The 16,452-nt window shown below is 36.2% G+C and carries 17 protein-coding genes; 5 read left to right on the forward strand and 12 right to left on the reverse strand.

Translation table 11 applies throughout. The annotated features are described in order from the left end of the window. Positions 1-863: 863 nt before the first annotated feature. Together QQZ16_RS12080 and QQZ16_RS12085 are read left to right on the forward strand one after the other, a co-directional pair. The gene (locus QQZ16_RS12080) at positions 864-1,163 is read left to right on the forward strand and encodes a type II toxin-antitoxin system RelB/DinJ family antitoxin (RefSeq protein WP_031537205.1); all 300 of its coding nucleotides are present in this window, start codon (positions 864-866) and stop codon (positions 1,161-1,163) included. 3 nt (positions 1,164-1,166) lie between these two features. Further along, on the forward strand, positions 1,167-1,502 hold the full coding sequence (locus tag QQZ16_RS12085; protein WP_251627763.1) for a type II toxin-antitoxin system RelE/ParE family toxin: 336 nt from the start codon (positions 1,167-1,169) through the stop codon (positions 1,500-1,502). A 377-nt stretch (positions 1,503-1,879) separates the two neighbouring features. Here QQZ16_RS12085 and rlmD read toward each other — a convergent pair whose 3' ends face one another. The 6 genes from rlmD to QQZ16_RS12115 all read right to left on the reverse strand — a co-directional run bounded on the left by rlmD (position 1,880) and on the right by QQZ16_RS12115 (position 7,910). After that, the gene (gene rlmD, locus QQZ16_RS12090; protein ID WP_284561366.1) at positions 1,880-3,247 is read right to left on the reverse strand and encodes a 23S rRNA (uracil(1939)-C(5))-methyltransferase RlmD; all 1,368 of its coding nucleotides are present in this window, start codon (positions 3,245-3,247) and stop codon (positions 1,880-1,882) included. Between the two features lie 140 nt (positions 3,248-3,387). Then, positions 3,388-4,347, reverse strand: a complete 960-nt coding sequence (locus QQZ16_RS12095) for a diacylglycerol kinase (RefSeq protein ID WP_048718937.1) — start codon at positions 4,345-4,347, stop codon at positions 3,388-3,390. 425 nt (positions 4,348-4,772) lie between these two features. After that, the gene (locus QQZ16_RS12100; RefSeq protein WP_051640972.1) at positions 4,773-5,690 is read right to left on the reverse strand and encodes a hypothetical protein; all 918 of its coding nucleotides are present in this window, start codon (positions 5,688-5,690) and stop codon (positions 4,773-4,775) included. Between the two features lie 89 nt (positions 5,691-5,779). Beyond that, positions 5,780-6,865, reverse strand: a complete 1,086-nt coding sequence (locus QQZ16_RS12105) for a hypothetical protein (protein WP_031538067.1) — start codon at positions 6,863-6,865, stop codon at positions 5,780-5,782. Continuing rightward, entirely contained in the window at positions 6,862-7,332 is a 471-nt protein-coding gene (locus QQZ16_RS12110) for a hypothetical protein (protein ID WP_031538068.1), read from the reverse strand. Before QQZ16_RS12110 ends, QQZ16_RS12105 begins: the two co-directional genes overlap by 4 nt. After that, a complete protein-coding gene (locus QQZ16_RS12115) occupies positions 7,329-7,910 on the reverse strand; it encodes an RNA polymerase sigma factor (RefSeq protein WP_331280227.1) in 582 nt (193 codons plus the stop codon). The genes QQZ16_RS12110 and QQZ16_RS12115 overlap by 4 nt, the downstream gene beginning before the upstream one ends. Positions 7,911-8,073: 163 nt before the next feature. Here QQZ16_RS12115 and QQZ16_RS12120 point away from each other — a divergent pair, with 163 nt between their 5' ends. Continuing rightward, positions 8,074-9,753 (forward strand): hypothetical protein, encoded by a 1,680-nt coding sequence (locus tag QQZ16_RS12120; protein WP_031538071.1) that lies wholly within the window; start codon positions 8,074-8,076, stop codon positions 9,751-9,753. A 164-nt stretch (positions 9,754-9,917) separates the two neighbouring features. After that, positions 9,918-10,538 (forward strand): glycerol-3-phosphate 1-O-acyltransferase PlsY, encoded by a 621-nt coding sequence (plsY, locus tag QQZ16_RS12125; protein ID WP_031538072.1) that lies wholly within the window; start codon positions 9,918-9,920, stop codon positions 10,536-10,538. Positions 10,539-10,783: 245 nt separating this feature from the next. Here plsY and QQZ16_RS12130 read toward each other — a convergent pair whose 3' ends face one another. From QQZ16_RS12130 to QQZ16_RS12150, 5 genes are all read right to left on the reverse strand, one after another. Beyond that, positions 10,784-10,918 carry a hypothetical protein gene (locus QQZ16_RS12130; RefSeq protein WP_284561367.1) on the reverse strand — a complete coding sequence of 45 codons (135 nt, stop codon included), beginning with the start codon at positions 10,916-10,918 and terminating at the stop codon, positions 10,784-10,786. A gap of 34 nt (positions 10,919-10,952) precedes the next feature. Further along, on the reverse strand, positions 10,953-12,380 hold the full coding sequence (gene gatB / locus QQZ16_RS12135) for an Asp-tRNA(Asn)/Glu-tRNA(Gln) amidotransferase subunit GatB (RefSeq protein ID WP_031538074.1): 1,428 nt from the start codon (positions 12,378-12,380) through the stop codon (positions 10,953-10,955). 12 nt (positions 12,381-12,392) lie between these two features. After that, on the reverse strand, positions 12,393-13,850 hold the full coding sequence (gene gatA / locus QQZ16_RS12140; RefSeq protein ID WP_031538076.1) for an Asp-tRNA(Asn)/Glu-tRNA(Gln) amidotransferase subunit GatA: 1,458 nt from the start codon (positions 13,848-13,850) through the stop codon (positions 12,393-12,395). 14 nt (positions 13,851-13,864) lie between these two features. Next, on the reverse strand, positions 13,865-14,155 hold the full coding sequence (gatC, locus tag QQZ16_RS12145; RefSeq protein WP_031538078.1) for an Asp-tRNA(Asn)/Glu-tRNA(Gln) amidotransferase subunit GatC: 291 nt from the start codon (positions 14,153-14,155) through the stop codon (positions 13,865-13,867). A 249-nt stretch (positions 14,156-14,404) separates the two neighbouring features. Then, on the reverse strand, positions 14,405-15,232 hold the full coding sequence (locus tag QQZ16_RS12150; RefSeq protein WP_031538080.1) for a VanW family protein: 828 nt from the start codon (positions 15,230-15,232) through the stop codon (positions 14,405-14,407). Positions 15,233-15,448: 216 nt separating this feature from the next. On the opposite strand from QQZ16_RS12150, the gene QQZ16_RS12155 reads away from it, so the two are divergent. Beyond that, complete coding sequence (locus QQZ16_RS12155) at positions 15,449-15,880, forward strand: MarR family winged helix-turn-helix transcriptional regulator (RefSeq protein WP_031538081.1); 432 nt, start codon at positions 15,449-15,451, stop codon at positions 15,878-15,880. 84 nt (positions 15,881-15,964) lie between these two features. Here the strand turns inward: QQZ16_RS12155 and QQZ16_RS12160 are convergent, their stop codons facing one another. Beyond that, complete coding sequence (locus QQZ16_RS12160; RefSeq protein WP_031538082.1) at positions 15,965-16,393, reverse strand: organic hydroperoxide resistance protein; 429 nt, start codon at positions 16,391-16,393, stop codon at positions 15,965-15,967. Positions 16,394-16,452 lie beyond the last annotated feature (59 nt).

The following is a 16,452-nucleotide window of genomic DNA, read 5'->3' on the forward strand; positions in this document are numbered from 1 at the left end:
GTCAAATACAAAAACTCCAGATTGAGTAGCTTAACTTGGTTTTACCAACTGAAAAAAATTTAAATTTCAGTTAAGGGGAGAAGTCTGCCTAAAAATAGGACATTTCCAATGGGAAATAAATTAATTAGATTTTAAAGGTTAGAAAATGTTCAATCTTATAAAAAGATAGAAAACTCTCACCTGCATTTTAGAAAAACGTGCATCTTTTAAAGTGCTATGAATATTTCAGGTTTTAATACATTAAAAACAGAATCTGGTATATCCCCTTTTTGTTTTAGAAAAACTTCTGCAAATCCGACTGTCCTATCATTAAAAACGATTTAATCATTTTTTTCATCCTTTCTTGCTATTTATATTTAATCATTGCCTTCCATTCTTTTGATTCAGCATTTGATTAATTCTTTAATAGTATGGTTGTTTGAAACTAGATTTTGTAGACATTCCGTGAATGCAAAGTCTACCAAAAAACGATTAGTCTAATTAGACAGCGAAGTGTATTCTGGCTGCGGGTCATAGCAACAAACTTTACGAAAACAGCCAAGAAAAAAGACTGCAAACTCCTGTATTTGAGCAAGGTTTTTACAGTCTTTTCTGCAATCATTCGGCAAAAGTACTGTTAGAAGTGAAAGGTAAACTTCCCAATCCAATACTACTTTCGTTACTTTTTTCATTCTAATTTTTGTTTTTTGGGTATGCCCCTTTTATTTCTGCAATTTTCCGCACGAAATGGGGCGCCGGTCTTTGGGGTTTTGGCTTGTAGAGATTCAGACCGCCCCTACTCTTTCTTGTGGAAGTTTTGGTTTTGTATTGCTAACCGTTATACAAAAGCATACAATAAAGAAAAAAGAAAGGTGGAATGATTTATGGCAGCTAAAACTGCAAATGTCCTCGCTCGTGTTGAACCAGAAATAAAAGAAAAAGCTGAAGCAATCATGTCACAATTAGGAGTGCCTGCTTCTGTTGTCATCAATATGCTTTACAAACAAATCATCATGACAAAGAGCATCCCATTCTCTCTCTCCATTCCCACTGCACCTATTGCTCTCGATGAAATGGATGCAAAAGAATTCAATGCCATGATGCATGCTGGGTTTGAAGATGCAAAAGCGAACCGTTCTCGTCCTGTAGCCGATGTATTTAATGACTTAAGACGGGAATTATAATCGATGGCTGAAACCTACGTTGTAAAAATCACAACACAGGCACAAGAACAGCTACAACAAATTACACACTACATTGCTTCTGAACTAAAAGCCCCAGATACAGCACTGCATCTATTGGATACGTTAGAGGATGCGATTTCCTCTCTCTCCGAATTTCCACAGCGAATTGCCCTCACTGAAGAAGAACCATGGCACAACTACGGAATTCGTAAAATGCCTGTTAAAAATTTTCTAGTCTATTTCTGGCTAGACGAGGATCATTTAATTGTTCAGGTAACCGCTGTTGTTTACGGAAAACGTGATCTGATTCGTCAGCTTTCACAAATGGATATGGAATAAAGTGAATATAAAAAACCCTTTCAACGCTAACTTGAAAGGGTTTCTATTTATTTCCTCATAAAGCATTCATAATCTACCTTGAAACAAGGTTTGACTCTTCATAATATCTTTTTTCGTGATGGGGAAGTGTTTTCAGTATTTGAACTCTTGGAATCTGTCCTCAGTCATTGTCTTTCTATCTTGGCACGACTTACATAACGGTTGCCAATTGGTTTCATCCCAAAACAATTCTTAGTAACCTAGATGGCGAACACTATGGTCGACACCCATGTAAAGTTCTTGTTCTTTTTTGTTCATAGCTACTTCGATACGATTACTTATTTTCTCTGACATCTTGAGAAAATCCACAGCTTTCATAGATATACAAATATCAGAAATCAGATCGACTCCAGCAGTGCCACTGCCTCCACATGCATTGTCTGCGGAAACATATCCACAGGCTGCACTTCTTCTGTTTTGTAGCCCCCGTCTTCTAATATCCGCAAATCGCGAGCTAAAGTTGCTGGATTACAGGACACATAGACAACTTTTTTCGGCTTCATATCAAGAATAGTCTGTAGTAATGCTTCATCACAGCCTTTTCGTGGTGGATCTACTACTAAAACGTCTGCTTCATTTCCTTCTTTATACCAGTTGGGGATAACTACTTCTGCCTCTCCTACTGCGAATTCCACATTGTGGATATCATTTAGGCGTGCATTGTTTCTAGCATCTTCAATCGCTTGTGGAACAATTTCAACACCGAATACTTGGCTAGCTTTTTTTGCTAAAAATAATGAAATGGTTCCAATTCCACAGTAAGCGTCTATTACTTTCTCTTCCCCATTCAAATTTGCATACTCCAATGCCTTCTCATAAAGCACTTTTGTTTGTTCTGGATTTACTTGGTAAAAAGAGCGGGCAGAAATAGCGAATTTCACATCGCCAATATAATCGGTAATGGTTTCTTCTCCCCAAATCGTACGCGTTATATCTCCCATTATTACATTCGTTTTTTTGTTATTCACATTGTGGATAATTGATTTGATATTTGGCACTTTTTGCACAATTTCATCAACAATTGCTTTGCGATTGGGGATATCCTGTGTACGAGTGATTAATACAACCATTACTTCCTTCGTAACGAGCCCTCTTCTCGCCATAATATGACGTAACTCTCCTTTATGGCGTGCTTCGTCATAGGCGCGAACTCCATATTTCGAGCAAATAGCTTTTACTGTATTGACGACATAATCATTTTCCTCTTGCTGAATCATGCACTGTTCCATATTAATGATTTGGTGGGAGCGCTGTTGATAGAATCCGCCAATAAGGCCACCCTCCTGCTCACCGATTGGAACCTGTGACTTGTTACGGTAACGCCAAGGATTTTCCATGCCTAGGGTTGGATGAACAGTCGTATCAATTTTGCCAATCCGCTCAAGAACATCTTTCACATGCTTATGCTTCGTTTTCAATTGCCCTTCATAGCTTAAATGCTGTAGTTGACAGCCCCCACATTCCTTGTAAATAAGGCATGGAGCTTCTACACGATAGGGACTTCTTTCTGTTATCTCCATTAAACGGCCGAAACCATAATTCTTATTTGTCTTAATTACTTTTACTTTTGCTTTTTCACCTGGCAATCCATTGGGGATAAATAGTGGATAACCATCTACTTTTGCTACACCTGAACCATCATGTGTTAAATCTTCAAAAACTATATCTATTATATCGTTCTTTTGAACGGGTAATGTTTTACTCATTATCGTCTTCCTTTACATCGATATTTCCGAAAAAAATAAGCGTGGTAATTGTACCATATTATCAGGAAAGCGCAAGCTTCTTCACTATGGAAAAATTAAAGGAACTAAAAAACAAAAAGTGAGGGGATTTCTTCTTCCTCTCACTCCTCGATATTGTCTGTTTGTGATGCTTCTTTATAATCCTTCAGTTCAGGTCGGTCTTCCTCTCGAATTTCTTCAATTGGCACAAATAACTCAAAATGGCGATATAAATTTATAAATTCGGCTGGTAATAAGCCGCCAAATTCTCCATCAAGATTTAATTGAACCTTATCGTCAGAGCTAACTTTAATATGATTCGCATTCGTATAAATGACGTTCGGGTCATTTATATGTTCCCCACGAAGAGCAAGTGTAGCGATTCGAATGAAATCTGCAAGGTTTGCCTTTTTTAATATTAGCAAGGAGAAAAGACCATCATTAATCGAAGCTCCAGGAGCTAACTTTTCAAATCCACCAACTGAATTGGTAAGGCCAACTAGAAATAACATAGCTTCCCCTTCAAATAGCTTCCCATCATATTCGATTTTGACATGCGTTGCTTTAATGAAAGGCAGCATTTCCACACCTTTTAAATAGTATGCAAGTTGTCCTAACATCGTCTTCAGTTTACTCGGAACCTCATAAGAGATTTCCGTTAAATGTCCACCACCACTTATGTTGATGAAATATTTATCATTCATTCTTCCAATATCAATTGGAATTGTATCGCCCTTTGCGATGACTTCCACCGCTCCCATAATATCTCTTGGAATATGCAGCGCTCTTGCGAAATCATTTGTCGTTCCTACTGGAATAATCCCAAGCTTGGGGCGATATTCCTGCTCAGCCATCCCATTTACCACTTCATTGATGGTTCCATCCCCACCAGCAGCAATAACAAGATCATATCGTCTTTCTACCGCGACTCTTGCTGCATAGGTTGCATCTTCCGGACCAGTTGTGGCATGACAGGAAGTTTCATATCCTGCCTCTTCTAATCTTTTTAGCACCTCTGGCAAATGTCTTTTAAAAGCTTCTCGACCTGAAGTAGGATTATATATTATCCTTGCCCTTTTCATTTTTCATCATCCTATAATCAAAATTCATTTTTTCCATAGCCACTAACATCATATACGATAGCACTTGCTTAGGCAATTTTTAACTCTAGCTACTACCATGTTATGTGACAACTTAGAGTAAGTGTCCAAGATTAGCATTTCTTCCCACATTATAACCCAATCTATTCGTTCACCATACTTTCCTTTCCACTATTGCTTGATTTTTTCTATTAATCAAACGTTTGATTAACTTTTTTCCGACAGCATGAGTCAATATTTTATGACTATTGGGAAAATCTGCAACAAAATGGGACATGGTTCGATAAGTTTAACTAAGGTTCCATAAAAGGATGATTTTCCTCAGAAATGCTTTATTCTTTGAGGCAAATCTATCCCTTTTATCTTCTTTAATGGTAAAAGCAAACATGGATAGATGTTTTACCTTGTTAATGATTTGTTAAATCTAATGATCCACTGTTAAAAACATGGATAGCAGGACTTCCTTTTCCCTTTTGTAAAATCGCAGTTGTCTCACTTTCCGCCTTTTCATCCTCTGTACTTGTATATTCCCATTTCTCTCGATCTCGATTGTTAATGATTGTATCATTGACAGAAACTTTAACATTTGCTGTTTCATCTAATATTAAATCAATTTGCGAAACATTGTTGACTGTCCAATTGCTTTTTAATTCACGGGGATTTAAGGTAATATCATTATTCAAATCAATAATATCTAACTTCTTATTTGTTGGCACAAGTATCGTGGTATGTATAGAAGAATAGTCTGTATAAAATTCAGACATTCGATAAGGCAGTTGTTTTATACGTACAAATAGAGTATCTCCCTTTTGAGACACATTTAGATAATCCTCTGGCTTCGAAACTTCCATTTCCTTCGATTCTACGGTACGAAAAGTTCCGAATAATGATAGAACATTTTCATTTGTTCCTTCTATTGTAATCGGATTTTGTTGACTTTCTGATTCTATAACAATTCTTTTGATGTTATCCTTCATTGCATAATTAAATTCTGGCAAATCTTTTGTTACTTCTTCTCTTTTTAACCCTTGTTCTACAATATCCAAAATACCTGTAGATTGCAGGAAGACCATCGATATTCCTGCAGTACCAATGATACCAACGATAATAATACTGAATAGATCAAAGCTTAAATAAGGTTTTTCTTGCTTGGAGGAAAACAAGTATAATAAAATTTCCATTCCAAGAATAACTAAAATAATTGGCCACCAAACTTTTAATACAGTGATAATCTGCCAATCAAAAAACTGTGTAAGTAATAGAAAAACTCCTAGAAATACTAAAGATAGGCCCATTGAAAAAGTGCCGACCCGCCATTGTCTCATTCTATTCTCTCCTTATGTAGCCATTGGCCATTTGATTGGAATAATCAAATGCCAATAGCATAATCTATCTTTTTATTTTCACGAGATTTTTACATTTTTTTCTTTTTTGTACCCTTTAATAAATGAATTCCACCTAATATAAGAACAAGACAAACAATTCCTGTCTGAAAATATTGGTAAAAAAAGAAACGTATATCAATATTTATTGTTTCTCTAATGATAGGCGAAAATATTGGTAAGATAATATTAATCAATAAATAATAGAGACCAATAACGAGTAGTCCAATTCCAAACCATTTCTGGTAGTTAATTAGATAGGCAATGACAGGTACATCCTCTAGCTCTTCTTCTCCTATCTTTGACGCTTTTTGCAATCCATCAAAGAAACTATAGAACCAAATAATCGGGATAACGAATAAGAAGAGACCTAATCGTAGTTCATTGAGAATAAAGATAGAGAACAAGAAAGCTGCCATTAGCTGAATCCCTCTTTGCTGCAGACCTAAATATAAATGACCCGCACCTGGAAATACAGATAAGAAGGTGGCGATAAATTTACTTTTCTTCCCTTCTTCCTGATTCTTTTCAAAATCTTGAAAAATAGTAATGTCCTCAAGCTTTTCCCCTTTCAGTTTCTTATTAAACTGCTGGGAAACATCATAAAATCCGTAAATCCAAATAACCGGTAAAATTGCCAAGAATAATAGAAATTCATTCGTATAGGTTAGAAATGTGATAAATAAAATCATAATTCCTAGACCTAGAAACGCCGTCAATAAAGTTATTCCACGGTATACTAATCCTAATTGAATATGCCCTAAACCAGGAATAAACGATAAAACAATCGTATAAAAACGCTCGGACTCGGTTGTTTTTACTAATACAGGTGCTGCCTCTCCAGCTTCCGTATGATTAGAAAAATTCACCCGCTCTTTTAAATAGCTACTGGTCGTTATTAATGTATCGAGAAAACTAATACAATAGATAATAAAGCCAATAACAATTACAATAAATGTCCACTGGCCGTAATACCATGAACTTTGAATGATGATGGACATAAATGCTAGTCCAAATACAGCAAGCCCATATAAAAAGCCTCGTAGCTTTTTCCCAATGTAGAAAAGACCTCCGCCTGGAAAAAATGCTAAGATTGTTGCAACAATCGGGTTTTTCATTTCTTAAAATCCTCCTTTTTACTACCATCGAATGAATCCATCCAAGCAAATGTCTTATCCACTAAACCGCCGGATTTTGGCTCTTCTTTCAAAGATACTTCCGCTTTTTGGATTGTTTCTGTATGTTTTATAATCGATTGAAAGAATCCTGCCGACATCAGTATCAATGTGAGACTCGCGGCAATGGCATAATGGAATATGGATGATTGATAAAAAGGACGTTTCTTTTTCGCGTCTTTTTTCCTATCCATATTTTCATTGGTTATTTGCTCCATAATATCATTCATAAAGGCTACTTCATCTGAAATTGAAGGAAGTTTCTCCTCTTTCATGTCTACTGCATCTATATATAATTCTAAGCATTGATCGCATGTATACAAATGATCTTCAAGTAGAATTCTTTCTGTCTCCTTTAATTCATCCCTTACATACTTCATCCAATAGTCTTTAGAATAATGTGTTGTCATAAAAAGTCTTCCTCCTTCCAATGCGTTTTGATCCAAAGCCTTGCGCGATATAGCTTCGTTTCAATCGTTTTCACTTGCACATTTTGTTCAGAAGCCATTTCTTGATAGCTTTTTTCTTGAATATAAAAACCGTAAATGACATCCCTATAATTAGCAGGTACTTCCTTAAGCCTTTGTTGGACAAGCTTTTGTCTTTCCCGCTTTATCACTTCTAATTCTACATCATCAGCAAGTGAGCCTCCTATGTGAGATTCCAATTCTTCTGCCATCTCTTCTTTTCTTCTTTGCTTCTTTCTTCTCATATCAATGGCATGATTGACAGCAATTCTTGTAATCCATGTTTTAAAACCTTGATTCTCATATTTGGGGAGAGAGGTATAGATTTTAATAAACACTTCCTGCGCCGCATCTTCCGCTTCTTTCTGATCCTTCAAAACACTGTATATGGAACGAAACAAATAGTCTCGATGCTTTTCTACTAACAGTCGAAATGCGTGATCATTTCCTGCCTTTACTTTATCAATTAATACTTGATCACTAATGGCCTCTCCCCCCTTTCTTAGCCATTCTATAATAATAGACGTAAACGGATTGTCATCCCCCTACACTCTTTTTATTATTTTTGCTTGCTTCTTCCTTTTATTTGGATTGCTCTCCTTTGTAATAGTACCATTATTACTTGAAACTTTTTACCACTTCTTTCGTATTTACTCTATAGCAAATTATTAAAGGAGAATGTGTATGCATTATTTATTTGCGTTACTGGCTTTAACACTAAATCCATTCCTATGGAAAAGCCATCTAAAAAAACAAAGATTTCTCATTTTTCAAGTTATACGATTGCTTGCTGGGCTTTTAATTATTTTTTGTCTTGATTATTTTCAGCTAATCGATCATTCCTTACAGGCTCTATTTAAATATGGTGCTATTTATATTGCTTTCTTCTTATTTTTAGATTTACTTTTTGGAAAAGTAAAGGGATATAAAATAACCGGAATTCTATTTTTATACTTTGTCTTATTTAGTCTTTACGTCCAATTTATCTATCCATTAACTATTACCGGCGATAAATATCGATTTGTACAAGAAAAAGCAACTGTTATCGACAAAGAAGCTGTATCTACAAATGAGAAGCATATCGTCGTTGTACCGGAAAGCTATGCACGTTATCGAAGTGAGAAAAAACTTGGGGAGCTTGCCCATCCTTCTTATTATGATTTAGGAAATTCCACTCTACAAAAGATCGATGATCATCTCTATTGGGTAACGCCGATTGAATACACAGGATTTTTCAAATGGGTAAAAGGAAGTGACGTTCCTGGCTTTATTAAAATGAGTGCAGAGGATGAAAACGAGGATGCCATCTTAGTTCAATCATCCATGAAGTATGTTCCGTCTGCATACTTTAACGAGGATTTAAAAAGGCTAGTCAGAAATAAGCATAAAGATATGATTCTGCTTGAGGCAAGCTTTGAACCCGATGATAACGATAAACCTTATTATGTTATTCCGTATGGTCAATATAATAAATTCCGAGAAATTATTGATATTAAAGGGATTTATATCATTGATCCAGCTACTGGAAAAATAGAGGACTATGCTATGAACAATATTCCTGATTTCATTGACCATGTCATTCCTACAAGTGTTGCTGAGGACTGGAATGAGTGGTATGGAAAATATATTCATGGTTTCTGGAACACTCTTTTTGCAAAAGAAGACATGAAATTGCCAACTGCTTGGGAAAATGTAGACGAAGTAAATGGTGTATTTAATGAAGACTTACAATTGCATTGGTTTACTGACTTCACTCGTCCGAAATCAGACAGTGGTAGTATGGTTGGTTATTCTATGATTAATGCTCGCACTGGTGCTCTTACTTTTTACACCGAAGCAAACGGCTCTTTAAATGGTAAATCTGCTATCAATGTAGCGGAAAAAACCTTCCGCGCCCAAAAATACGAAGCTGGCACTCCGCTGCTTTATACAATTTATGGGCAATTCACATGGGTTGTCCCGCTTATGGACAGCAATCATGTATTAAGAGAAATTATGTTGATTAATGCAAAGGATGAAAAGGTGTATAGTTATCATACTGAAAAAACAAAGCTTTTTAATGATTATAAATATGCTCTTGTCACCCTTTTAAAAAATGATAAAACTGTCCCTAATAATATTGCCGAACAAAAGACAGTAACGGGAACGGTCAGCTATGTATATAAATCTGAAGTAGAAAATAGCACGATTGTAAAATTCATGTTAGATGGAAATAAAACCATTTTCCAAGTTTCATCAAATGATTTTCCTTATAGTATTTTCCTAGAAAAAGGGATGCAGTTAACTATAGATTATGTGGATACAGAAGAAGTGATTGTTACGGTTGAAAAATTGGTAGTAAAAGAACAAGATTTAAATCCATAACATTTATTTATAAAATAGACTTTTAAAAATTAAATAAAAAACAGCATCTTTTATTTATAATATAGGGAGAAGGAAACAATCTTCTCCCTTTTGCTGCATAGAATAAAAGAAGAAAAAAAAATATTGTTTAATTCTAGTAAACTTAAGATTATGTCAAAGGAGAAATGCACTTGATTATTATTATCCTAGCTTCTTACTTAATCGGTTCTTTTCCAACTGCCTTAATTATCGGCAAGGTTTTTTATGGTATAGACATTCGTAAACATGGCAGTTTTAACCCAGGAGCTACTAATTCTATTCGCGTGTTAGGCAAAAAAGCTGGGATTGCCGTTTTACTACTTGATGTCGGAAAAGGAGCGCTAGCCACATGCTTACCATACTTGCTAATGGTAGATATAAATCCGTTATACACTGGATTAGTCGCTGTCATTGGTCATTGCTTTCCAATTTTCGCTAGATTCCGTGGTGGAAAAGCAATTGCAACTACAGCAGGGACCCTTCTCGTTGCCAATCCAGCTTTGTTTTTCATTACCTATTTTGCATTCTTCGCTGTTATTTTTATAACAAAATATGTATTCTTGGGTAGTATTTCAGTAGGAATAATCATTTTTTTATATGCGCTATTATCTCCTACCATCCAACATGACTGGCTCTTTTTCTTGTTTTTAATACTATTAATCTTTTTACATCGCTCTAATATTCTTAATTTTATTCATCATCAAGAACCTAAAATTAATGATAAAAACATAAAAAAGGATCGAATTAACCCGAAGAAAATAGGCTGATTCCCCTTAATTGGACAAGCTTTTCAGGAAATTGTTGATTACGGACTTTTCCTGGGAAATACTGTCGAATGAATGGAAATCAAAATAAAGAAGTTGCTCTTTTAAGAGTTGCTCCTTTATTTTGATTTTGGAGGTTGTGGAGGGAAGTGCTGGGATGGGGATGGTGGTTTGGCTGATTTATCGCTAGTTCGGCTGATTTCCTTCTTACTTTGGCTGATTTATCGCTGGTTTGGCTGATTTCCCTCCTACTTTGGCTGATTTATCGTTGGGTTGGCTGATTTCCACGTTCGACTAGAATATATACCACTATCCAAGCTAGTTTTGCCATCCTCCCCCTCTTTTCCCATTAAAAAAGCTGCCAGCAAAGTCGTTTTCAACATTTGCTGACAGCTAAAGGGGAGATAGATCCCCTTCTTATCTTTTATTCATTTCTTCGACTAATAATTTATTAACCATTTGTGGATTTGCTTGTCCCTTTGTCGCTTTCATCAATTGACCAACAAGAAACCCAATTGCTTTTTGTTTTCCATTTTTAAAGTCTTCAATGGATTGAGGATTGTTATCCAATACTTCGCCGATGATTTTCAGCAATGCACCTTCATCAGAGATTTGCACTAGCCCTTTCTCTTTAACAATCGCTTCCGCATCTCCGCCATTTTCAATCAACTCTTTAAAAACTTGTTTTGCAATCTTACTGGAGATTGTTCCATTTCCAATGAGCTTTATCATACCAGCAAGATTTTCTGGAGTTAGCTTTACTTCTGCTAGCTCCTTTTGCTCTGCGTTTAAATAGGCAGAAACATCGCCCATTACCCAGTTAGAAGCAAGCTTTGGCTCCGCTCCATTTGCAACAGTGCCTTCAAAGAAATCAGCCATTTCCTTCGTAACGGTTAATACTTTCGCATCGTACTCTGGTAAGCCCCATTCTTCCATATAACGCTTTTGTCTTGCATCTGGTAATTCTGGAATTTCCGCACGAATTCTTGCTTTCCAATCTTCGTCGATATACAAATCTGTTAAATCTGGTTCGGGGAAATAACGATAATCATCTGAACCTTCTTTAACACGCATTAGCAATGTTGTACTTGTTGCTTCATCAAAGCGGCGTGTTTCTTGATTAATGACACCACCTGAAGAAACAACCTCTCTTTGTCGTTGTTCTTCATACTCTAATCCTTTGCGAACAAAGTTAAAGGAGTTTAAGTTTTTCAGCTCCGTTTTTGTTCCAAATTCCTCTTGTCCTACAGGACGAATCGAAATGTTGGCATCACAGCGCAAAGAACCTTCTTCCATTTTACAATCAGATACGCCTGTATATTGAATGATGGATTTCAATTTTTCCAAGTAAGCATATGCTTCATTTGGTGTACGAATATCTGGCTCAGAAACGATTTCAATTAATGGCGTTCCTTGACGGTTGAAGTCCACTAATGAATATCCTTTCTCATGATTCAGTTTTCCTGCATCCTCTTCTAAATGCACACGGGTAATCCCAATTTTTTTCTTATAGCCATCTACTTCAATTTCAATCCAGCCATGCTCTCCAATCGGTTTATCGAATTGTGAGATTTGATAAGCTTTTGGATTATCTGGATAAAAATAGTTTTTACGGTCAAATTTCGTCTCCGTCGCTATTTCACAGTTTAATGCCATAGACGCTTTCATGCCATATTCTACAGCTTTTTTATTTAAAACAGGTAGTACGCCAGGATAGCCTAAATCGACTACTGTCGTATTTGTATTCGGCTCAGCACCGAAGTGATTGGGACTTGCTGAGAATATTTTTGATTGTGTTTTTAACTCTACATGGACCTCTAGCCCAATGACTGTTTCAAATTCCATCTTTTTCACCCCTTACAGCGTTGGTTTTTGTTTATGATAATCTGTAGCTTGTTCAAACGCATAAGCCACTTTATATACAGATGCTTCATCAAAGTGTTTACCGATAATTTGTAAACCAAGTGGCAAACCGTTAGAGAAGCCGCAAGGAACCGATATACCTGGTACGCCAGCTAAGTTCACTGGAATCGTTAATATATCGTTTGCATACATCGTTAATGGATCATCCACATTTTCTCCTAACTTAAAGGCTGGTGTTGGAGTAGTTGGTCCAATAATAACATCATACTTTTCAAATACATCTTCGAAATCTTTTTTAATTAATGTACGTACTTTTTGTGCTTTTTTATAATAAGCATCATAATAGCCAGAGCTTAAAGCAAAGGTTCCAAGCATAATTCTGCGCTTCACTTCATCGCCAAATCCTTCTGCACGTGAACGCTTATACAGATCGATTAATGTTTCCACATTATCCGCACGATAACCATATCGTACCCCATCAAAACGAGAAAGGTTTGCAGATGCTTCTGAAGAAGATAATAAATAATATGTAGCAAGGGCATATTTACTATGTGGCAAGGAAACTTCTTCCCATGTTGCGCCTAATTTTTCTAATACCTTTAATGCATCTAAAACAGATTGGCGAACTGTTTCGTTTACTCCTTCTGCTAGATACTCTTTCGGCACAGCTATTTTCATGCCCTTAATATCTCCCGTTAGGCCTTTCGTAAAATCAGGAACCTCTACATTTGCCGAAGTAGAATCCATTGGATCTAAACCAGAAATAGCATTAAGCAAGAAAGCATTGTCTTCTACCGTACGTGTAATTGGTCCAATTTGATCAAGTGAGGATGCGAACGCAACGAGACCAAAGCGAGAAATTCTTCCATATGTAGGTTTTAAGCCGACAACCCCACAGAAAGCTGCTGGTTGACGAATGGAGCCACCAGTATCTGATCCAAGGGAAAATAGTACTTCACCCGCTGCAACCGATGCAGCAGATCCACCTGATGATCCACCAGGAACTGTTTCAAGATTCCATGGATTTTTCGTTTTTTGGTAATAGGAATTTTCCGTGGAAGATCCCATAGCAAACTCATCCATGTTTAGCTTTCCGATTGTTATAGCTCCAGCTGCTTGCAGCTTGTCCATAACTGTTGCATTATAAATCGGTTGGAAATTCTCTAAGATTTTACTCGAACAAGTTGTTCTTAAATCCTTCGTAACAATATTATCCTTTATCCCAATCGGCATTCCGAATAGGCTCCCGGAATGTTCCCCATTTACAAGCTTGCTATCTAGTACGCTAGCTTGTGATAAAGCATTTTCTTCATCTAATGTTAAAAATGCTTGTACTTTCCCATCTACGTCTTTTATGCGATTATACGATTCTTTTACTAAATCTGTAACAGATATCTCTTTCTTATGTAATAGTTCCTGTAAATCCGTCATCTTTTGATCAAAAAGACTCATATGATTTCCCCTCCTTACTCAATGATAGATGGCACTTTAATTTGTCCATCCTGATGGTCTGGCGCATTGCGTAAAACTTCCTCAACAGGTAAGCCCTTTGTTGGTACATCTTCACGTAATACATTTTTCATATCTAATACATGGGAAGTTGGTTCAATTCCCTCTGTGTCTAATTCATTTAGTTCTTCTGCAAAAGAAATAATAGCATCCAATTGCTTTTGAAAATGCTCTGCTTCCTCATCCGATATCGCAAGTCTAGCTAGATTCGCAACATGCTTTACTTCTTCCTTTGTAATTCTTGACATATATATGTCACCTCCATCGTTATACGTACAATACAATAATCTGATAATAGCAAACAAATCATTAGGAAAGCAACCGAAAGTAAGATTATATCTTGTAAGAAAGCCGTTTCTTTATAAATGATTGTTTTTCCTTGAAAAATGTTTATCCATATTAAATGTACATAGTCTTTACAATTATACCATTTTGATTTAGTTGGTCGCTCCGTTCATTTCTATTTTAAAGTAAAAAATAGAGGGACCTCCCTCTTTTTATCGGTTATTCTCCAGCGAGGAAAGGAGTGGCTCATACATCATTAACGCATGATTTTCTGTAATATACTCTTCCTCCAATAATACACCTCTTCTATTAAATTTTTTTCGATAAATTTGATTATGGCGAATATAGCCGCCGAAATAGGCTGGTGTGATTTGATGCTCCTTTTCAAACACTTCATAATGAGATAAACTAGGTGCTGCCCCTAGCCATTCCCCTTTTAAATGGGTATCTGTTACTTCTAAGCATAATTGAAAAGTAGTATCTGTTTCATTTTTGATTTGTAGGTCTAAATAATTGTAGGAACAAGTCGCGCCACTACCGAATGGCTGTGTTCGGTTGGAATCAGGGAAAACATCATAACTATGGCGATGCCTTTCCACCACTGTTAACGGAGTATGTAATGTCATCCAATAAATCAGATTAGAAAGCTGGCACAGCCCTCCTCCAACTCCAGTACGATAGCTCCCAGAATACAGAACCATCCCGTCTACAAAACCCTTTTTATAAGTGGGCTTGCCTATTGTTCTCCAATAAGAAAAGGTTTCTCCTGGTTCTATGACTATCAAATTTATTTTTGAAACCGCCACTTTTAAATTAATAATTTTGTTATACTGCAGCCTCATATCAACATCCTTTAATTCTCTTAGTAGCATTGTTTTATGGGTAAAATAAGAATGGGGTAGTAATGCCTTTTGCTTTTTCTTTGCATAGTGTTTTCTCGCTATCATCCATTGCATATATCTCTTTGTGGTATAATATTTTTTCCCGAAATAAAGACGTAGGGCTGACCTTTTTTTGGGTCTTAACGCTGTAATATTCATAAATACGCTCTCCATTTTTTCCCTTTTCTCCTTTATTTCGCTAACTATTTCGTAAATCCTTCTTTTTTCTAAGAGGGTTGTTAAGCAGTAAAAATCCCTTATACCCGAGACAGAAATTGCTTTATTTTTCTCATTCTTGGCAAATAGATAGGAAATTCACGCAAAATCCGATACAATAGTTAATATTTAGAAGACTAAAAAGCTAGGTGACGAACAATGAATGAATTAGACTCTTTAAAATTAGAAAACCAACTTTGTTTTCTTTTATATGCAAGTTCACGGGAATTAACGAAAAAATATAAGCCCTTGTTAGAGGAGCTAGATGTAACCTATCCACAATACCTAGTTCTTTTACTTCTATGGGAGCATAAAAGTCTTAGTGTGAAGGAAATGGGAAATTACTTATACCTCGATTCTGGTACACTAACGCCAATGCTTAAGAGAATGGAACAGCAACAATTACTCCAACGTAAGCGATCCCTTGAGGATGAGCGTTCCGTACTCATTACCTTAACGGACAAAGGTGCTTCTCTACAGCAAAAAGCAGCATGTATTCCAACCGAAGTTTTCAAGCTTTTTGGAAAATCAGACGAAGAAATCACTGAATTAAAGCAATCACTATTAAAGCTTTTGCAAAACCTCACGTAATGCACCATGATTTAAAATAGGATAGACATAAAGAGAGCAGATAAAAGTTTAGGTACTTTCATCTGCTCTCTTTTTATGCTTCTATTAAGCTGTAACCACTTCTAATTGAACATCAATATTTCCTCTAGTTGCTTTAGAGTAGGGGCAGAAGTTATGCGCTTTGTGTACAAGCTCCTCTAAAACATCCTTTTCAATTCCAGTTCCTTTTACAGATAATTTTACAGCTAATTTAAAGCCTTGATCTGTTTCATCCTTTAGTAAGCTAACACTAGCTGTTGTTTCAGAGTCAAAGTTTACTTTTTCTCTTTGTGCCATTAATTGTAATGCACCATCAAAACATGCCGAATATCCAGCTGCAAATAATTGCTCAGGGTTTGTCGCATCCTCCAATTCCTTTGCTCTTTGAGTTCCTGGCATCGCTGTATCAAATTGAATAACATAGTCTTCTGACTCTACTCGACCTTCTCTTCCACCAGTTGCTGTAACAGATGTTGTAAGAATTGTATCGCTCATGATTATTCCTCCAATAATTTATTATTTTCCACATATACATTGTACGCAATATAATTTCA

Source organism: Bacillus sp. T2.9-1 (assembly GCF_950097965.1).
In the GTDB taxonomy this organism is placed as follows: Bacteria; Bacillota; Bacilli; order Bacillales; family Cytobacillaceae; genus Niallia; species Niallia hominis.

What these genes read in the sequence shown, in the direction of transcription:
- QQZ16_RS12080 (WP_031537205.1), top strand. Translation starts at nt 864, where the DNA reads ATGGCAGCTAAAACTGCAAATGTCCTCGCTCGTGTTGAACCAGAAATA.
- QQZ16_RS12085 (WP_251627763.1), top strand. Translation starts at nt 1,167, where the DNA reads ATGGCTGAAACCTACGTTGTAAAAATCACAACACAGGCACAAGAACAG.
- rlmD (WP_284561366.1), bottom strand. Translation starts at nt 3,247, where the DNA reads ATGAGTAAAACATTACCCGTTCAAAAGAACGATATAATAGATATAGTT.
- QQZ16_RS12095 (WP_048718937.1), bottom strand. Translation starts at nt 4,347, where the DNA reads ATGAAAAGGGCAAGGATAATATATAATCCTACTTCAGGTCGAGAAGCT.
- QQZ16_RS12100 (WP_051640972.1), bottom strand. Translation starts at nt 5,690, where the DNA reads ATGAGACAATGGCGGGTCGGCACTTTTTCAATGGGCCTATCTTTAGTA.
- QQZ16_RS12105 (WP_031538067.1), bottom strand. Translation starts at nt 6,865, where the DNA reads ATGAAAAACCCGATTGTTGCAACAATCTTAGCATTTTTTCCAGGCGGA.
- QQZ16_RS12110 (WP_031538068.1), bottom strand. Translation starts at nt 7,332, where the DNA reads ATGACAACACATTATTCTAAAGACTATTGGATGAAGTATGTAAGGGAT.
- QQZ16_RS12120 (WP_031538071.1), top strand. Translation starts at nt 8,074, where the DNA reads ATGCATTATTTATTTGCGTTACTGGCTTTAACACTAAATCCATTCCTA.
- plsY (WP_031538072.1), top strand. Translation starts at nt 9,918, where the DNA reads ATGCACTTGATTATTATTATCCTAGCTTCTTACTTAATCGGTTCTTTT.
- QQZ16_RS12130 (WP_284561367.1), bottom strand. Translation starts at nt 10,918, where the DNA reads ATGTTGAAAACGACTTTGCTGGCAGCTTTTTTAATGGGAAAAGAGGGG.
- gatB (WP_031538074.1), bottom strand. Translation starts at nt 12,380, where the DNA reads ATGGAATTTGAAACAGTCATTGGGCTAGAGGTCCATGTAGAGTTAAAA.
- gatA (WP_031538076.1), bottom strand. Translation starts at nt 13,850, where the DNA reads ATGAGTCTTTTTGATCAAAAGATGACGGATTTACAGGAACTATTACAT.
- gatC (WP_031538078.1), bottom strand. Translation starts at nt 14,155, where the DNA reads ATGTCAAGAATTACAAAGGAAGAAGTAAAGCATGTTGCGAATCTAGCT.
- QQZ16_RS12150 (WP_031538080.1), bottom strand. Translation starts at nt 15,232, where the DNA reads ATGAATATTACAGCGTTAAGACCCAAAAAAAGGTCAGCCCTACGTCTT.
- QQZ16_RS12155 (WP_031538081.1), top strand. Translation starts at nt 15,449, where the DNA reads ATGAATGAATTAGACTCTTTAAAATTAGAAAACCAACTTTGTTTTCTT.
- QQZ16_RS12160 (WP_031538082.1), bottom strand. Translation starts at nt 16,393, where the DNA reads ATGAGCGATACAATTCTTACAACATCTGTTACAGCAACTGGTGGAAGA.